Source organism: Mesorhizobium sp. GW821-FHT04C10, assembly GCF_059420305.1.
The window spans coordinates 3877065-3893333 of record NZ_JBWKTL010000001.1 but is presented as its reverse complement, the minus strand read 5'-3'; the positions used below and the strand labels follow the sequence as shown (position 1 = coordinate 3893333).

15 protein-coding genes are annotated in these 16269 nt (G+C 63.3%); 8 read left to right on the top strand and 7 right to left on the bottom strand.

Annotation, left to right across the window (positions count from 1 at the left end; translation table 11 throughout):
* Positions 1 to 66: 66 nt before the first annotated feature.
* From AC07UC_RS18815 to AC07UC_RS18800, 4 genes are read left to right on the top strand one after another with little or no spacing between them, the layout of a single operon-like run.
* Complete coding sequence (locus tag AC07UC_RS18815; RefSeq protein ID WP_494907019.1) at positions 67 to 2520, top strand: GcvT family protein; 2454 nt, start codon at positions 67 to 69, stop codon at positions 2518 to 2520.
* Positions 2517 to 3416: a homocysteine S-methyltransferase family protein gene (locus AC07UC_RS18810; protein WP_494907018.1), complete on the top strand. Its 900-nt coding sequence runs from the start codon at positions 2517 to 2519 to the stop codon at positions 3414 to 3416. Before AC07UC_RS18815 ends, AC07UC_RS18810 begins: the two co-directional genes overlap by 4 nt.
* Positions 3416 to 4597, top strand: a complete 1182-nt coding sequence (locus AC07UC_RS18805; RefSeq protein ID WP_494907017.1) for a pyridoxal phosphate-dependent aminotransferase — start codon at positions 3416 to 3418, stop codon at positions 4595 to 4597. Before AC07UC_RS18810 ends, AC07UC_RS18805 begins: the two co-directional genes overlap by 1 nt.
* Positions 4594 to 7056 (top strand): GcvT family protein, encoded by a 2463-nt coding sequence (locus AC07UC_RS18800; protein ID WP_494907016.1) that lies wholly within the window; start codon positions 4594 to 4596, stop codon positions 7054 to 7056. The genes AC07UC_RS18805 and AC07UC_RS18800 overlap by 4 nt, the downstream gene beginning before the upstream one ends.
* A gap of 211 nt (positions 7057 to 7267) precedes the next feature.
* Here AC07UC_RS18800 and AC07UC_RS18795 read toward each other — a convergent pair whose 3' ends face one another.
* The 7 genes from AC07UC_RS18795 to AC07UC_RS18765 are packed head-to-tail and all read right to left on the bottom strand — an operon-like array spanning position 7268 to position 13821.
* On the bottom strand, positions 7268 to 7855 hold the full coding sequence (locus AC07UC_RS18795; protein ID WP_202321783.1) for an NAD(P)H-dependent oxidoreductase: 588 nt from the start codon (positions 7853 to 7855) through the stop codon (positions 7268 to 7270).
* Positions 7855 to 8436, bottom strand: a complete 582-nt coding sequence (locus AC07UC_RS18790) for an NAD(P)H-dependent oxidoreductase (protein ID WP_494907015.1) — start codon at positions 8434 to 8436, stop codon at positions 7855 to 7857. Before AC07UC_RS18790 ends, AC07UC_RS18795 begins: the two co-directional genes overlap by 1 nt.
* The gene (locus AC07UC_RS18785) at positions 8436 to 9839 is read right to left on the bottom strand and encodes an FAD-binding oxidoreductase (protein WP_494908962.1); all 1404 of its coding nucleotides are present in this window, start codon (positions 9837 to 9839) and stop codon (positions 8436 to 8438) included. Before AC07UC_RS18785 ends, AC07UC_RS18790 begins: the two co-directional genes overlap by 1 nt.
* The gene (locus AC07UC_RS18780) at positions 9839 to 11140 is read right to left on the bottom strand and encodes a cytosine deaminase (protein ID WP_494907014.1); all 1302 of its coding nucleotides are present in this window, start codon (positions 11138 to 11140) and stop codon (positions 9839 to 9841) included. Before AC07UC_RS18780 ends, AC07UC_RS18785 begins: the two co-directional genes overlap by 1 nt.
* A 4-nt stretch (positions 11141 to 11144) precedes the next feature.
* Positions 11145 to 11993: an ABC transporter permease gene (locus AC07UC_RS18775; protein ID WP_202321780.1), complete on the bottom strand. Its 849-nt coding sequence runs from the start codon at positions 11991 to 11993 to the stop codon at positions 11145 to 11147.
* On the bottom strand, positions 11980 to 12804 hold the full coding sequence (locus AC07UC_RS18770) for an ABC transporter ATP-binding protein (RefSeq protein WP_494907013.1): 825 nt from the start codon (positions 12802 to 12804) through the stop codon (positions 11980 to 11982). Before AC07UC_RS18770 ends, AC07UC_RS18775 begins: the two co-directional genes overlap by 14 nt.
* Before the next feature lie 12 nt (positions 12805 to 12816).
* Positions 12817 to 13821 carry an ABC transporter substrate-binding protein gene (locus tag AC07UC_RS18765; protein WP_494907012.1) on the bottom strand — a complete coding sequence of 335 codons (1005 nt, stop codon included), beginning with the start codon at positions 13819 to 13821 and terminating at the stop codon, positions 12817 to 12819.
* A gap of 267 nt (positions 13822 to 14088) precedes the next feature.
* Here AC07UC_RS18765 and AC07UC_RS18760 point away from each other — a divergent pair, with 267 nt between their 5' ends.
* The 4 genes from AC07UC_RS18760 (at position 14089) to AC07UC_RS18745 (ending at position 16148) form a co-directional block, all read left to right on the top strand.
* Positions 14089 to 14472, top strand: coding sequence for a RidA family protein (locus tag AC07UC_RS18760; RefSeq protein ID WP_140772893.1), 384 nt, complete (start codon positions 14089 to 14091; stop codon positions 14470 to 14472).
* A 219-nt stretch (positions 14473 to 14691) separates the two neighbouring features.
* Positions 14692 to 15495 carry a creatininase family protein gene (locus AC07UC_RS18755; protein ID WP_494907011.1) on the top strand — a complete coding sequence of 268 codons (804 nt, stop codon included), beginning with the start codon at positions 14692 to 14694 and terminating at the stop codon, positions 15493 to 15495.
* A gap of 102 nt (positions 15496 to 15597) precedes the next feature.
* Positions 15598 to 15852: a type II toxin-antitoxin system ParD family antitoxin gene (locus AC07UC_RS18750; protein WP_140773917.1), complete on the top strand. Its 255-nt coding sequence runs from the start codon at positions 15598 to 15600 to the stop codon at positions 15850 to 15852.
* Positions 15852 to 16148, top strand: a complete 297-nt coding sequence (locus AC07UC_RS18745; protein ID WP_140772889.1) for a type II toxin-antitoxin system RelE/ParE family toxin — start codon at positions 15852 to 15854, stop codon at positions 16146 to 16148. Before AC07UC_RS18750 ends, AC07UC_RS18745 begins: the two co-directional genes overlap by 1 nt.
* Positions 16149 to 16269 lie beyond the last annotated feature (121 nt).

Genomic DNA, 16269 nt, shown 5'->3' with positions numbered 1-16269 from the left:
TTTGGGATAACGACATGCATCACAACAAAAATGGAAGCGCAACGCGCTTCAGCTTGGGAGAAGAACATGGCGGGTTTGCCGAGTACGGCGCGCGTGGTGATCATCGGAGGTGGCGTTGTCGGCACCTCCTCGCTCTATCATCTCGCCAAAGCGGGTTGGACCGATTGCGTGCTGCTGGAGAAGAACGAGCTGACATCAGGCTCGACCTGGCATGCCGCCGGCAACGTACCGACCTTCTCCTCGTCATGGTCACTGATGAACATGCAGCGCTATTCGACCGAGCTTTACCGGGGCCTGGCCGACACTGTCGACTATCCCATGAACTATCACGTCACCGGTTCCCTGCGCCTCGCCCACTCCAAGGAGCGCATGCAGGAGTTCCAGCGCGCCAAGGGCATGGGCCGCTACCAGGGCATGGACATCGACGTGGTCGGTGTCGACGAGATCAAGCGCCGTTACCCCTTCATCGAGACGCACGATCTGGAAGGCGCGCTCTACGACCCGAGCGACGGCGACATCGACCCGGCGCAATTGACCCAGGCGTTGGCCAAGGGCGCGCGCGACATGGGTGCGAAAATCATCCGCTTCTGCCCGGTCACCGGCGTGCGCCGTGAGAAGGACGAATGGGTGGTCGCGACGCCGCAAGGCGAGATCCGCTGCGAGATCGTCGTCAACGCCGCCGGCTACCGCGCCGCCGAAGTGGGCAAAATGTTCGGCCGCGAGGTGCCGATGATGGTGATGAGCCATCAGTATATCCTCTTCGAGGAAATCCCCGAACTGGCGGCATGGTCGAAGGAACAGGGCAAGAAGCTGCCGCTGCTGCGCGACGTCGATACGTCCTACTATCTGCGCCAGGAGAAGGCCGGCATGAATCTCGGCCCCTATGAGCGCAATTGCCGCGCGCATTGGGCCACCCCCAACGATCCGATGCCGGACGATTTCTCCTTCCAGCTCTTCCCCGACGATCTCGACCGGCTGGAACATTATCTGGCCGACGCCGTCGCCCGCGTGCCGATCCTGGGCACCGCCGGCCTGTCCAAGGTCATCAACGGGCCGATCCCCTATGCGCCGGACGGCAACCCGCTGATCGGCCCGATGCCCGGCGTGCCCAACGCCTTCGAGGCCTGCGTCTTCACCTTCGGCATTGCGCAAGGCGGCGGCGCCGGCAAGGTGCTGGCCGAATGGGTCACGCAAGGCCAGACCGAATGGGACATGTGGTCCTGCGACCCACGCCGCTTCACGTCCTTTGCCTCGGCGCCGGACTACTGTGTCGCCAAGGGCCTCGAAATCTACGGCAATGAATACGCCATCCAGTTCCCGCGCCATGCCTGGCCTGAAGGGCGCGACAGAAAACTGTCGCCGATCCACGACCGCACCAAGGCGCTCGGCGGCCGCTTCGATGCCTATAATGGCTGGGAACGCGCCACCTGGTATGCGAAAGACGGCGACGACATTTCCGAGGAAGCCACGCTGACCTTCCGCCGCGACGGGCCCTGGCAGCATCGCGTTCGCGAAGAGTGCCTGGCGGTGCGTGACGCAGCCGGCATTCTCGACCTGCCCGGCTTCTCGCGCTTCAACCTCGAAGGTCCCGGCGCCGCCGACTGGCTGAACTTGCAGGTCACCGGACTGGTGCCGAAACCCGGCCGCATCGGCCTCGTCTATTTCGCCGACGACAAGGGCCGCATCGTCACAGAAATGTCCGTCGTGCGCCACGACGAGAATGTGATGACGCTGATCACCGCCGCGGTCGCGCAATGGCATGATTTCGAATGGCTGAAATCGCGCATGCCCAAGGACGCGCCATTCAAGCTGATCGACCGGACCGAGGAATTCTCCACTCAGATCCTGGCCGGCCCCAATTCGCGGAAAATCCTCGCCGAAGTCTGCGACGCCGACCTTACGTTGCCGTGGCTGACGCATCAGGAAACGAAGATCGCCGGCCGCTGGGCGAAGCTGGTGCGCGTCTCCTTCGCTGGAGAACTCGGCTGGGAAATCCACACCAGGGTCGACGACACATCAGCAATCTTCGACGCTGTCTGTGCGGCAGGACAACAGCATGGCCTGAGACCGTTCGGCATGTATGCGCTGGATTCGCTCAGGCTGGAAAAGGGCTACCGCACCTGGAAGGGCGATCTCTCGACCGACTATTCCATCCTGCAAGGTGGGCTCGAGCGCTTCGTTAAATGGGAAAAGCCCGACTTCCGTGGCAAGGCCGCACTGCAGAACGAGAAGCAGCAAGGCGTGAAGAAGCGTTTCGTCACCCTGGTCGTCGAGAACCCCGGCGATTGCGACGCGCCCTACATGTCGACGCTGTGGCACGGCGGACAGATCGTCGGCGAGACCACGTCGGGCGGCTGGGGCCATCGCATCGACAAGTCCATCGCGCTCGGCATGTTGCGCGTGGATTTGACCGAGCCCGGCACATCGGTCGAGGTCGAAATCTTCGGCGACCGTTTCAAGGCGGTCGTGCAGAAGGATGAACCGCTCTGGGATCCCAGGAACGAAAGACTGCGCGCATGAAGGCGGTCATCCTCACAGACGGCGGCATGGGCCAGGAACTGGTCCGGCGCAGCAAATCCGAGCCGACGCCGCTGTGGTCGGCCAGGGTGCTGATCGACGAACCCGATCTGGTGCGCGACCTGCACGCCGAATTCATCCGCGCCGGCGCCCGCGTGATCACCATCAACACCTATTCGGCGACACCCGAACGCCTGGCGCGCGAGGGCGCCGAGGAGCTGTTCAAGCCGCTGCAGAAGCGCGGCATCGAACTGGCCAGGCAAGCTTGCGACGAAGCCGGCGACGCGGCGATCGCCGGCTGCCTGTCGCCGCTTTTCGGCAGCTACGCACCGGCGCTGACCATTTCCTACCAGGAGACGCTCGACATCTACCGCCGCATCGTCGCCGAGCAGGCGGATGGCGTCGATCTCTTCCTGTGCGAAACCATGGCGTCGGCCGATGAAGCGCGCGCGGCCGTCACCGCGGCATCGGAAAGCGGCAAGCCCGTCTGGGTGTCCTGGACGCTCGCCGACCACGGCACGCCAAGCCTGCGCAGTGGCGAAGCCCTCGCCGCCGCGTCCGCGGCGCTGGGCGACCTGCCGATCGCCGCACGGCTGGTCAATTGCTGCCGGCCCGAAGCCGTCAGCGCGGCACTGCCGGAACTGATCGCGCTCGGCGGGCCGGTTGGCGCCTATGCCAACGGCTTCACCTCGGTCGAGGCGCTCAAGCATGGCGGCACGGTCGAGGTGCTGCATGCCCGCCACGATCTCGATCCGCGGGCCTATGCCGATCAGGCCATCGGCTGGGTCGAAGCCGGCGCAGAAATCGTCGGCGGTTGCTGCGAGGTCGGCCCTGCCCATATCGCGGCGCTGCGTGGCCGGCTCGAACAGGCCGGCTACCAGATCTCGGGAGTTCAATGATGCCAAAACCATCATCGCGCATTTCCGGCATCGTGCCTTCGGGCAAGGATGGCTGGGAAGTCCATTCCGCCGCCTGGGCCCGCAAGGAAGCCGGCGAGGACATCATCATGCTGTCGGTCGGCGACCACGATTTCGACACGCCTTCCCAAACGATCGAGGCCTGCGTCGCCGCGGTCCGCGGCAGCAATCACCACTACACACCGCTGCCTGGCCTGCCGCGCCTGCGCCAGGCGATGGCGGCAGCCTCCAGCGCCTGCACCGGCGTCGAGACGACACCGGATCAGGTGATCGCCACGCCGGGCGGCCAGGCGGCCCTCTACGCGGCCGTGCAGGCCGTGCTCGACCAGGGCGACCACGCCATCGTCGTTGCCCCCTACTACGCCACCTACCCCAACACGTTCAGTGCCGCGGGTGCCAGTTTCACCGTCGTCGAGACGCCGGCCGAGGATGGTTTCCAGCCGCACGTCGACATGATCCGCGCGGCACTCAAGCCCAACACGCGCGCCATCCTGATCAACACGCCGAACAACCCCACCGGTGCGGTCTATTCACGAGAGCGGCTCGAACAGCTGGCCGAAATCTGCAGGGAGCACGACCTCTGGCTGCTGTCGGACGAGGTCTACTGGACGCTGGGCGGCGGCGAGCACATCTCGCCGCGCTCATTGCCCGGCATGGCCGAACGCACGCTGGTCATCAATTCCATGTCCAAGAGCCATGGCATGACCGGCTGGCGCATGGGCTGGCTGACCGGTCCTGAAGCGATGATCACGCTGCTCATCAATCTCAATCTGGTGACGACCTACGGCCTCCCGGCCTTCATCTCGGTCGCCTGCGCCGAGGCGCTGGAGAACCACTACGGCGTGAAGGACATCGCCGAGCGCTACGCGGCGCGCCGCACCGTCTTCCTCGATGCCGTGCGCGGCATGAATGACGTCAGCGTGCGCGGCTCCGAAGGCGGCATGTATGTCATGCTCGACATATCCGCGGTCGAACCCGACGACGAGAAATTCGCCTTCGCCTTCCTCGACAAGGAGAAGGTCGGCGTGATGCCGGGTTCCAGCTTCGGCGAAGCCGCCGCCGGCCACATCCGCATCAGCCTCTGCCAGCCGGAGCCCGTGCTGCAAGAAGCAGCAGCCCGGCTACGCCGTTTTGCTTCCACCTATCGCCGCGAGGCCGCATGACCAAGACCATTCCCACCAAGGCCATTCCTACCAAAGCAAGGGCGGTGATCATCGGCGGCGGCGTTTCCGGCTGTTCGGTCGCCTATCACCTGGCCAAGCTCGGCTGGACCGACATCGTGCTTCTGGAGCGCAAGCAGCTGACCTCGGGCACGACATGGCACGCCGCCGGCCTGATCGGCCAGTTGCGCGGTTCGCAGAACATGACGCGGCTGGCAAAATATTCGGCCGACCTCTACGTCAAGCTGGAAGCCGAGACCGAAGTCGGCACCGGCATGCGCCAGGTCGGCTCGATCACCGTGGCGCTGACAGAGGAGCGCAAGCACGAGATCTACCGGCAGGCGTCTCTGGCCCGTGCCTTCGATGTCGATGTGCGCGAGATTTCGCCCAACGAGGTCAAGGAGATGTATCCGCATCTCAACGTGTCCGACGTCGTCGGTGCGGTGCATCTGCCGCTCGACGGCCAGTGCGACCCCGCCAACATCGCCATGGCGCTGGCCAAGGGCGCGCGCCAGCGCGGCGCCACCATCGTCGAGAATGTGAAGGTGACCAAGGTCCACACCAAAGCCGGCCGTGTCACCGGCGTGTCCTGGACACAGGGCGAGGACCAAGGCACCATCGAGGCCGATATCGTCGTCAACTGCGCCGGCATGTGGGCCCGGGAACTCGGGCGTCAGAACGGCGTCACCATCCCGCTGCACGCCTGCGAGCATTTCTATCTCGTCACCGAGCCGATCCCCGGCCTCTCCCGCCTGCCGGTGCTGCGCGTTCCCGACGAATGCGCCTACTACAAGGAAGATGCCGGCAAGATGATGCTCGGCGCCTTCGAGCCGGTGGCCAAGCCCTGGGGCATGGACGGCATCCGCGAGGATTTCTGCTTCGACCAGTTGCCCGAGGACATGGACCATTTCGAGCCGATCCTCGAAATGGGCGTCAACCGCATGCCGATGCTGGCGACCGCCGGTATCCACACTTTCTTCAACGGCCCCGAGAGTTTTACCCCGGACGACCGTTATTATCTCGGCGAGGCGCCGGAACTTCGGGGCTACTGGATGGCGACCGGCTACAATTCTATCGGCATCGTCTCTTCGGGCGGCGCCGGCATGGCGCTGGCGCAGTGGATCAACGATGGCGAAGCGCCCTTTGACCTGTGGGAAGTCGACATCCGCCGCGCCCAGCCCTTCCAGAAGAACCGCCGCTACCTGAAGGAGCGCGTCTCGGAAACGCTCGGCCTCCTCTATGCCGACCATTTCCCCTACCGGCAGATGGCGACATCGCGCAACGTCAGGCGCTCGCCTTTGCATGAGCATCTGAAAGCGCGCGGCGCCGTGTTCGGCGAGGTCGCCGGCTGGGAGCGCGCCAACTGGTTCGCCCGCGAAGGCCAGGAGCGCGAATACCGCTATTCCTGGAAGCGGCAGAACTGGTTCGACAACCAGCGCGACGAGCATCTGGCGGTCCGCAACAAGGTCGGCCTGTTCGACATGACCTCCTTCGGCAAGATCCGCGTCGAGGGCCGCGATGCATGTGCCTTCCTGCAAAGACTCTGCGCCAACGACATGGATGTGGCGCCGGGCAAGATCGTCTACACACAGATGCTAAACCAGCGCGGCGGCATAGAGAGCGATCTCACCGTCTCGCGCCTGTCGGATACGGCCTATTTCCTCGTCGTCCCGGGTGCCACGCTGCAGCGCGACCTCGCCTGGTTGCGCCGGCATGTCGGCGACGAATTCGTGGTCATCACGGATGTCACAGCGGCCGAAAGCGTGCTCTGCTTGATGGGCCCGGATGCGCGAAAGCTTATCCAGAAAGTCAGCCCCAACGATTTCTCCAACGAGAACAATCCGTTTGGCACGTTCCAGGAGATCGAGATCGGCATGGGTCTGGCCCGCGCCCACCGCGTCACCTATGTCGGTGAACTCGGCTGGGAACTCTATGTCTCGACCGAACAAGCGGCCCATGTCTTCGAGGCGATCTACGAGGCCGGCGCGGATGTCGGCCTGAAACTCTGCGGCCTGCATACGCTCGATTCCTGCCGCATCGAAAAAGCCTTCCGGCATTTCGGCCACGACATCACCGACGAGGACAATGTGCTGGAAGCAGGCCTCGGCTTCGCGGTGAAGACGGCCAAGGGCGAGTTCATCGGCCGCGATGCGGTGCTGAAGAAGAAGGAAGCCGGCCTGTCACGCCGGCTGGTCCAGTTTCGCCTGAAGGACCCGCAGCCCCTGCTCTTCCACAACGAAGCGATCCTGCGCGACGGCAAGATCGTCGGCCCGATCACCTCAGGCAATTACGGCCACCATCTCGGCGGCGCCATCGGGCTGGGCTATGTGCCCTGCCCGGGCGAGAGCGAGGCGGATGTGCTGGCCTCGTCCTACGAGATCGAGATCGCCGGCGAGCGTTTCGCGGCGGAAGCCTCGCTGAAGCCGATATATGATCCGAAGGCGGAACGGGTGAAGATGTAGCGCCTCTTTCTTCTCCCCTTGTGGGAGAAGGTGGATCGGCGCGCAGCGCCGAGACGGATGAGGGGTGCGTGACGAAGCGCGGCGTGAAAAGATCGAAGGATCTCAAGCGCTTACTTCTGCAAAGCAGAGATCCTTCGCGCACCCCTCATCCGACCTCGCTTCGCGAGGCCACCTTCTCCCACAAGGGGGAGAAGGGAAAGTCGCGCATCCTTCAAAACCTTTCCAGCTTCGCCCGCACCTTTGCCAGAAACGCCGCTCTCGTTGCCGGCGTCGAGGCATCCATCAGATAATGCGCCAGGAAAAACGTCTTGCAGCGTGTCGCGCACAGCGCCCGCATGCCGCGCAACAAGGTCTTGCGTCCCGGCTGTCCGACGACGACGCTCCACCAGGTCGGCGCGCCGCAGGTGGTGATGACGCCGACCTTGGTGACATGCCTCATCAGCGATGTGATCCGCCCCTTGCCCGCCGGCAGCTTGAAGGCGACATCGGTCGCCCACACCCGGTCAAGCCAGCCCTTCAGCATCGCCGGCAGCCCGTACCACCAGGTCGGATAGACGAACAGGATCGCTTCAGCCCAGGCGAGCAGTTCGAAATGCGGCTTCAGCGCGGGATCGCGCGGCGCCTGGTCATTGTAGGTACGCCGCTCGTCGCAACCCATCACCGGATCGAATTTCTCGGCATAGAGATCGAGCAGCCGTACCTCCCAGCCCCTTGCCTTCAGCACATCGAGAGCGGTGTCGCGGACCGCTGCGCAAAAACTCTCCGGCACCGGATGGCAATAGACCACGAGGACCCGCATCAGAACGCATCCATGCTCGCCGCGACCTTCGTCATGAACGACTTCCGTGTTTCATCGGTCGACAGGTTCATCGCGTAGTGCGCGAGATAAGTCACCGGCGCGCCGGGCTTTACCGTCGCGCGCAGCATGCGCTTGATCAGCCTGCGCGGCGGATCGCCCATCAGCACGGCGCGAAACCGGCTGCCGCCATAGGTGGTGACGGCCGCGACCTTCCTGATGTTGTGCAGCGACGGCTGCACCTTGCCGTCGACCAGCTTGAACGACACGCCAGGCAGGAAGACGCGATCGAAGAAGCCCTTCAGGATCGCCGGGAAGCCGTAGTTCCACACCGGATAGGAAAGCACCAGCGCATCGGCCCGCAGCAGACGTTCGACATAGGGCGCCGCGGGGTCCGCGGAGCCGCGCTGGTCGTGATAGTCCAGCCTCTCCTGGCGCGTCAGCCTTGGATCGAAATTCTCGGCGTAGAGGTCGCAATCATCGATCGTATGGCCCGCCGCCATCAGCCGCTCGACGACCAACCGGTGCAGGCCGGCATTGAAGCTGGTCTCGACCGGATGGGCGTAGAGGACGAGGATGTTCATCAGCCTGCCTTTTGCAGCCCCTTGAACAAGAAGGTTCGCCCCGAACGATAGTCGTAGTCCGGATTTTCCCAGGCGATCATCTTGCCGGGGTTGAGCAGGCCTTGCGGGTCCGTCTCGCGCTTGAAGGCGAGCTGCACGGCATCCGTCTGCTTCATGCCGCCCTCCTCCAGCGTGTAGCGGTGCGGATTGAAGATCGGGCAGCCATTCTCCTCATGCAGCCGCACGATCTCGTCGAGCCGCGCCTCGGTGGTGAACTTCACCAATGGCAGGCCGAAACAGGTGATGTTGCCGTCGAGCCGCACGAATTCGAGATGCGAAAATACTTCGTCCGGAAACATCGCATCCATTTTCTCGACCAGCGCCAACTGGTTGGGAAAGGGATAGAGCGATTGCAGATAGGTGATGTCGGGATCGACACGCAGTGCCCTGAGCGTGGTGTGGTTCCAGGCCAGCTCATAGGCCGGCGGCAGGCCTTTTTTCTCCTCCGGCGTCGCTGTGGCCGCGTTGAGGATCAGCTCGCCGCCGGCGCGCCGGGTGAAGGCAAGGAAGGCATCCAGCCCATGCTGCGCCACCATGACGACGCAGATGCTTTGACCCTCCCTGAAAAACTTCTGGTGCCGCTTGAAATAGAGCCGCGGCACGGGTGCGGCAATCGGGGTGATCAGCTTGGTCAGGATCCCGTCCTGGCACGCCAGCGCATTGCCGTAGCGCGCCGCGTCCATGAAGGCATCGAAGCCGACAATGACATCGACCCACTCATAGGCCGCGGTCAGTGGCATCTCGACCTCCGTGATGATGCCATTGGTGCCGTAGGCATGGGTCACCTTGTGCAAATCCTCGCCGGTGAGTTCGAGCGCTTTCGGCTCGGCCTCCATCGTCACCACGCGCAGGCGAAGCACATTGCCGAAATCGCGCAACCCGCCGAAATTGATCGAGCCGACGCCGCCCGAACCGCCGGCGATGAAGCCGCCGATCGAAGCCGTATTGTAGGTCGAGGGCGAGAGCCTGAGTTCCTGGCCGGACTGCGCCCGCGTCGCCTTGTCGATGTCGGCCAGCACCGCGCCCGGCCCCGTCACCACGCGCCCCGGCGCGATCGACTTGATCTCGTTCATCTCTGCGAGATTGAGCACGACACCGCCCGACAGCGGCATTGCCTGTCCGTAATTGCCCGTGCCGCTGCCGCGCGGCGTCACCGGCACGCCATGCCGATGACAGGCGGCCAGCACGCGGATCAGTTCGGCCTCGGTTCTTGGCGTCACAATCAGGTCGCCGGTGACATGGTCGAGCTGCCGCTTCAGCACCGGGCTGTACCAGTAGAAGTCGCGGCTCTTCTGCTGGACGATGGCCGGATTATCGTCGAGCTTTATCCCGTCGAGATCGCGTTTGAGCGCCGAAACGTCCATCATTCCACCATCAGTTCGTCGAGCTCGGCATAGTCGGGCAATTGCCGCTCGATCGCGCGTCCGGCGCGCACGACGATGCGATCCGATTCGGGCCGCGACAGCAATTCCGTCCAGCTACGACCTTTGAACAGAATGAAATCGGCACCGCCGCCGGCGGCAAGCGTGCCTAGACCATCAAGCCGCATCACCTTGGCCGGCGTCGAGGTGACCGCTTGCGGCCAGTCGGCAACGGGATGATCGAAATGCAGGATGCGCGTCGCCATGCGGTAGACCTCCAGCATGTCGAGGTCGCCATAGGCATAAAAGGGATCGCGTGTATTGTCGGAAGCGACTGACACCGGAATGCCCCTCGCCTTCATCTCATGCAGCAGCGTGACGCCGCGCCAGCGCGGCGTGGTGGCGTCGCCACGCCGATCCTGCAGATAGAGATTGCACATCGGCAGAGAAACAATCGCCAACCCGGCCTTCGCCACCTTGTCCAGCGTGTCCAGAACCTCGAGATCGGGCTGCCGTGCCAGCGAGCAGCAATGGCCGACGAGGATATTGCCCTCGAAGCCGCTCCAAAGCGCTGCCTCGGCGATCTTCTTCAGCGAGATGGCGGCAATGTCGTCGGTCTCGTCGGCATGGAAATCGAGGTCGAGTCCATGCTTGATCGCCTGCGCGAAAACGTGGTCCAGCAGCTCTTCCAGATCCGGCACCATATAGGTGACGACGCCGAGCACACCCTTGGCGGCGGCCACCCGCTTCGCCAGCCTGTCGAACCATTTCTTGTCGCGCACGCCCTCGATGCCGAGCAGGCAGGCGCCCTGCAACTCGATGCGGCCGCGCCATGTCTCGCGCATCGTCTCGAACACCGGCCAGGAGATTTCCTCCTGCGGCGCGACGCTGTCGAGATGGGTGCGCAGCGCCCTGGTGCCATGCGCATAGGCCGAGCGCAGTGAAAAGTCCATGCGCCGCGCCACGTCCTGCGCGCTCCAGCGCGCGACGCGATCGGCGCCGGTGGCGTTCAGGGCTCCCATGAAAGTGCCGTCGGGATTGGGTTTTCGCGGCCAGATATGGCCCTTGTCGATATGCGTATGGCAGTCGACGAAACAGGGCAGGATGATGCGGCCGTGGAGGTCGATCGCATCGGCAGGCGCCTTCGATCGGCCATGCGCGGCGATGCTGGAAATCTTGTCGTCGGCGACAGAAATATCGGCGAGCGCAAAGCCATCGCCGTCGAAGGGCGCGACAAATCCGGGCGTCAGCGACGCATGAACGCGAGCGTTGGCGAGATGGTATGAACCTGTGTTCGGAATCAAGGACCTACCGCTCCTGCTTCAGCGCGCTTTCGTGCCAGCGCCGCAGAATGAGATGCGAAATCAGCGACAGCACGAGGAAGATCAGGATGCCGGTCAGCGAGATCAGGAACAGCGCCGCGAAGAGCCTTGGCGCGTTCAGCCGGTAGCCGGCCTCGATGATGCGCGAGGCAAGACCCGACGACTGGCCGGTGGTGCCGGCGACGAACTCGGCCACCACGGCACCGATCAGCGACAGGCCGCCGGCGATCTTCAGCCCACCGAGGAAATACGGCATCGCCGCCGGCAGCCTGAGATAGCGCAATTGCTGCCAGCGCGTCGCGCCGTTGAGCTTGAACAGGTCGCGCAGATTGCGGTCGACGGAGTTCAGGCCAAGCGTGGTGTTGGACAGGATCGGGAAGAAGGCGACGATCCAGGCGCAGAGCAGAAGCTTGGTCGTCTGGTTGTTCACATAGATGTTGATCAGCGGAAAGATCGCCACGATCGGCGTCACCTGCAACACGATGGCGAAGGGGAAGAACGACATCTCCACCCATTTCGACTGCGCGAACAGCACCGACAATCCAACACCGCCGATGACGGCCAGGGCAAGGCTGAGGAAGGTGATGCGCAACGTGACCAGCAACGAGGAGAACAGCAGGCCGGCATCGTTGTAGAGCGTCTGCAGCACCACGCCGGGGCGCGGCAGGATATATTGCGGGATCTCGTTCCAGACGCAGATGCGGTCCCACAGCCAGATCGCCAGGATCATGATCGCCAGCGGCAGTACCCAACGGCCGACTCGCTCGAGCCGCTCCTGGCGCACCCGGCGCGCTTCCTCGGGGTCGAGTTTCAACGTGCCGTCAATGACCGTCATGATGCGAGCCCGCTGTTGAATTTATGGCGTTGACCAGCACGTCCGAGGCTTGCCGGCAAAGGGCTGCATAGGCCGGCGAGGTGCGAAACGCCTCGTCGCGCGGATAGGAGGCCTCGATGGCAAGTTCGTCGAAGACCCGGCCCGGCCGCGCCGCCATCACGACGACGCGGTTGGAAAGGAACACGCTCTCAAAGACGCTGTGGGTGACGAAGACGACGGTGAAGCGTTCGTCCTGCCAAAGCTCCAGCAGATCGTTGTTGAGCTTGAAGCGGGTGATCTCGTCCAGTGCCGCGAACGGTTCGTCCATCAACAGCACGCGCGGCTTTGTCACCATGGCCCGCGCGATGGACACACGCATCTTCATGCCACCGGACAGTTCGCGCGGCACGGCATTCTCGAAGCCGGTCAGGTGAACCCGCGCCAGCATCTCATGTATCGCCGGGGCAGCCTTGGCGCGGGAAATGCCCTTCAGCCTCAGCGGCAGCCAGACATTGTCGAAGACGCTGGCCCAGGGCAGCAGCGTCGGCTCCTGGAAGACGAAGCCGATATTGGCGCGGTCGAACGAACCGCCACCGCGCCAGTCGAGCACGCCGGAGGTCGGTGTCGACAGGCCGGCGATCAGCCGCAGCGCCGTTGACTTGCCGCAGCCGGACGGCCCGAGCAGGCTGAGGAAATCGCCTTCCCGGATCGTCAGGCCGACATCGCTCAGCGCCGTCACGCCATTGGAAAAGACCTTGCCGACGCCGCGCAGCGCCAGCAAGGTCGGAGCGATATCCGATGCCGGCGCTTGCGCCACCTTTTCCCCTATCATGCCCAGGCTGGCCTATTTCTTCAGCTCGAGCCCGACGCCTTTGTTGACGAAGGCCAGCGTGTAGCCCTTGGTGATGTCGATGCCTTCAGGCGTGACCTTGGCCTTGACCATCTTGTCGTAAAAACTCTTGATGCGCGCGTCGGTCATGGCGCCGATGCCGAGCTTCTCGGTGTCGCCGGAATCGGCGAGGCCGAACTTCTTCATCTGCTCGATCGAGAAAGCGATCTGCTCGTCCGTCATGTCGGGATTGTCTTTCTTGATCATTTCGTTGGCGGCCTTGTTGTCGCCGTAGAGGTACTTGTACCAGCCCTTGGCCGAGCCATCGACGAAGCACTGGACCACCTCCGGCTTCTTGTCGATCGTGTCCTGCATCACCTCGATCGTCGTCGAGTAGGTGTCCCAGCCATAGTCGGCGAGCAGGAACTGGTTCGGCACGAAGCCGCCTTCCTTCTTGACGGCGAACGGCTCCGAGGTGACGTAGCCCTGCTGGATCGACTTCTTGTTGGCGATGAAAGGAGCGGTGTTGTAGGTGTAGGGCGCGCGCTTGGCGGCGTCGAAGCCGAGCGCCGTGACCATCCACTGGAAGAAGGTCTGCACGCCTTCGTCGCCAAGAATGTACTGGTCGGCGTTCTTCAGGTCCTCCCATTTGTCCAGCCCCTCGCCGGGGTGGGACATGATGACCTGCGGATCCTTCTGGAAATCGGCGGCCACGACGCGCATCGGGATGCCTTGCTGGACGGCATCGAAGGCCGACAGCAGATTGCCGCCCATGTAGAAATCGAGCTTGCCGGCCAGCAGCATCGGCCGGCCAGCGACCTGCGGACCGCCCTGCATGATGGTGACGTCGAGGCCGCAAGCGGCATAGGTGCCGTCCGCCACGGCCTGGTAGTATCCGCCATGTTCCGGCTCGGCCAGCCAGTTGGTGCCGAAGGTCACCTTTTCATTCGCCGCGGCCCCCAGTGTGCTGGCGGCAAGCAAGGCCACCACCGCCACCGAGGTCTTCTGTTTTGCGTACATCGACAACCACCCTTTGTTTGCTCCGGCGCGCCTCGCGCCAGGCTCGACACCAAAGATTCAAGAAGCAAGACACATGCCACCGGCGTCTCGCGCCGGGACCCGCCCGCCTGCACCACAGCCATCTGCGAAAGCCGGAAAGGTCGTGCTGCACCGGAGGCATCGTGCCTATTTTTTGAACGCCTGTCCACAATCGCACCGGCGCCATCCCGGGCCATCTTGAAGCTGTAGTGAATACGGCCTTAGGCTGGCGGTATCCAGGAGATTGCCATGTTCAGATTCCTCACACCCAAGTCGATCAAGCCTCCCTTTGCCCGCTACAGCCACGGCGTCGAAGTGCCCGCCGGCAAGCGGCTGGTGCTGTGCTCGGGCCAGGTCGCCATCACGGCGGACGACCAGATCCCCGAGGATGCCGGCGCCCAGGCCGAGCTCTGCTTCCGCAACATCGAGGCGATTCTTGGAGAGGCCGGGATGGGACTTGGGGATATCGTGCGCATCAACGCCTACGTCACCGACCGCGCGCACCTGCGGCCCTATATGGACGTGCGCGACCGGCTGTTTTCGAGCCCGGCGCCGGCCTCGACGCTGATGATCGTTTCCGGATTTGCCCGCCCCGAATTCAAGGTCGAGGTCGAAGCCATCGCCGCCGGGTAAGAAGCGCTAGTGAAACCCTACGAATCGACAGTCCAATAGTCTAAAGTCACGCGAAGTTGGCGCTGCCCCTCATCCGCCTGCCGGCACCTTCTCCCCGTATAGAGACGGGGAGAAGGGAAGCGCTCCGACGCTGGCGATCCCCCTCTCCCCGTTCTTCACGGGGAGAGGGTAAGGGTGAGGGGCAGCGCCGACGCCAAATCAGTTCCGTCGAGGCACAAAATGAACGATACAAAAAGACGCGTCTGGTGGGGTGACTACCGGACCACAGAATACGCCTCGATCGATCCGGAGGCGACGATCGCCGTCCTGCCGGTGGCGGCGATCGAGCAGCACGGCCCGCATCTGCCTGTCTCGACCGATACCTCGATCATGAACGGCATGCTCGACACGGTGATCGCCCGCCTGCCCGGCGATCTGGACATCCGCATCCTGCCGGTCCAGGCGGTGGGCAAATCGAACGAGCATCTGCATGCGCCGGGCACGCTCACCCTGCCGGCAACGACACTGGTCGAGGCCTGGACCGAACTTGGCGCGTCGATCGCGCGCGCCGGCGCGCGCAAGCTCATCGTCGTCAATTCGCATGGCGGCAATGAAGAGATCATGGGCATCATCACGCGCGAATTGCGGGTGCGCGAAAAGATGCTGGCGGTGAAGACGAGCTGGCAGCGTTTTGGCCGGCCGGCCGGCATGTATACCGAACTCGAGGATCGTCACGGAATCCATGGCGGCGATGTCGAGACCTCGCTGATGCTGCACTTCCGGCCGGATCTCGTCGACATGGCCAAGGCCGAGAATTTCGTTTCCAACGTCGCCAGGGCCGAGAAGGAATTCTCGCTGCTGCGCCATACCGGCACCCATGCCTTTGCCTGGATCGCAGGCGATCTCAACCCGAACGGCGTGGTCGGCAATGCCAGCATCGCCACGGCGGAAAAAGGCCGGCTGACCGCGGAGCATCAGGCCGACGGCTTCATCAGCCTGGTCAGGGATGTGCGCAAGGCAAAGCTCGCCGATTGGCTGAAGTAGCCGCCTGGTCACAATCGCGCCTTCGCAAAAAAGACTCCCGCTTATGAGATTTTGACAAACTTTGCCAAAATAGATCATACTGGACGGGATATGGAGGCCAATATGGCAACAATGAACGTATCATTGCCCGATCCGATGAAGGATTGGGTTGAGGCGCAAACCGAAACGGGTCGCTACGCCAACGCGAGCGACTATGTGCGCGATTTGATCCGTCGGGATCAGGAGCGCAACGACAAGATTGCCGCCATGCAGCGCTTTGTCGATGACGGCTTGAAGAGTGGCATCGGCAATCGATCCAAGGACGCGCTTTTTACCGAGGCGGTCAAACGCGCTGGAAAGTCACCCGGCAACGGGTAATGGGGTTTCGCCTTTCTTTAGCCGCGGAAGAGGACATCGTCGGTATTGCCGAGCAAGGGGTGCGCCTGTTTGGCGCTGTACAGGCCAGACAATATCATGACGAGTTGTTCGCGATCTTCGACCTGATCGCTGCCAGTCCCCGAATGGCGCGGGAGCGGCTTGAATTGTCGCCACCAATGCGCGTCCATCCCTTCAAGGCCCATCTTATCGTTTACCAGATCGAAGCCGACGGCGACGTGTTCATTGTCCGAGTACGCCACGGGCACGAAGATTGGGCGCATGAAGGCACTCGATAATCCAGCAACGATGCATGGGCACGGCTAGGGCAATTCCAGGAAAAGCGTGTAACGGTTTTCCTGGGACAAGCGCGTAGCGCTTGCCCTTGGGAATTGCGTAAAAACAAATAGTTAGAGCGGT

Bases quoted from the DNA above. Each gene is read 5' to 3' on its own strand.
- AC07UC_RS18815 (WP_494907019.1), top strand. From the start codon at position 67: ATGGCGGGTTTGCCGAGTACGGCGCGCGTGGTGATCATCGGAGGTGGC.
- AC07UC_RS18810 (WP_494907018.1), top strand. From the start codon at position 2,517: ATGAAGGCGGTCATCCTCACAGACGGCGGCATGGGCCAGGAACTGGTC.
- AC07UC_RS18805 (WP_494907017.1), top strand. From the start codon at position 3,416: ATGCCAAAACCATCATCGCGCATTTCCGGCATCGTGCCTTCGGGCAAG.
- AC07UC_RS18800 (WP_494907016.1), top strand. From the start codon at position 4,594: ATGACCAAGACCATTCCCACCAAGGCCATTCCTACCAAAGCAAGGGCG.
- AC07UC_RS18795 (WP_202321783.1), bottom strand. From the start codon at position 7,855: ATGCGGGTCCTCGTGGTCTATTGCCATCCGGTGCCGGAGAGTTTTTGC.
- AC07UC_RS18790 (WP_494907015.1), bottom strand. From the start codon at position 8,436: ATGAACATCCTCGTCCTCTACGCCCATCCGGTCGAGACCAGCTTCAAT.
- AC07UC_RS18785 (WP_494908962.1), bottom strand. From the start codon at position 9,839: ATGGACGTTTCGGCGCTCAAACGCGATCTCGACGGGATAAAGCTCGAC.
- AC07UC_RS18775 (WP_202321780.1), bottom strand. From the start codon at position 11,993: ATGACGGTCATTGACGGCACGTTGAAACTCGACCCCGAGGAAGCGCGC.
- AC07UC_RS18770 (WP_494907013.1), bottom strand. From the start codon at position 12,804: ATGATAGGGGAAAAGGTGGCGCAAGCGCCGGCATCGGATATCGCTCCG.
- AC07UC_RS18765 (WP_494907012.1), bottom strand. From the start codon at position 13,821: ATGTACGCAAAACAGAAGACCTCGGTGGCGGTGGTGGCCTTGCTTGCC.
- AC07UC_RS18760 (WP_140772893.1), top strand. From the start codon at position 14,089: ATGTTCAGATTCCTCACACCCAAGTCGATCAAGCCTCCCTTTGCCCGC.
- AC07UC_RS18755 (WP_494907011.1), top strand. From the start codon at position 14,692: ATGAACGATACAAAAAGACGCGTCTGGTGGGGTGACTACCGGACCACA.
- AC07UC_RS18750 (WP_140773917.1), top strand. From the start codon at position 15,598: ATGGCAACAATGAACGTATCATTGCCCGATCCGATGAAGGATTGGGTT.
- AC07UC_RS18745 (WP_140772889.1), top strand. From the start codon at position 15,852: ATGGGGTTTCGCCTTTCTTTAGCCGCGGAAGAGGACATCGTCGGTATT.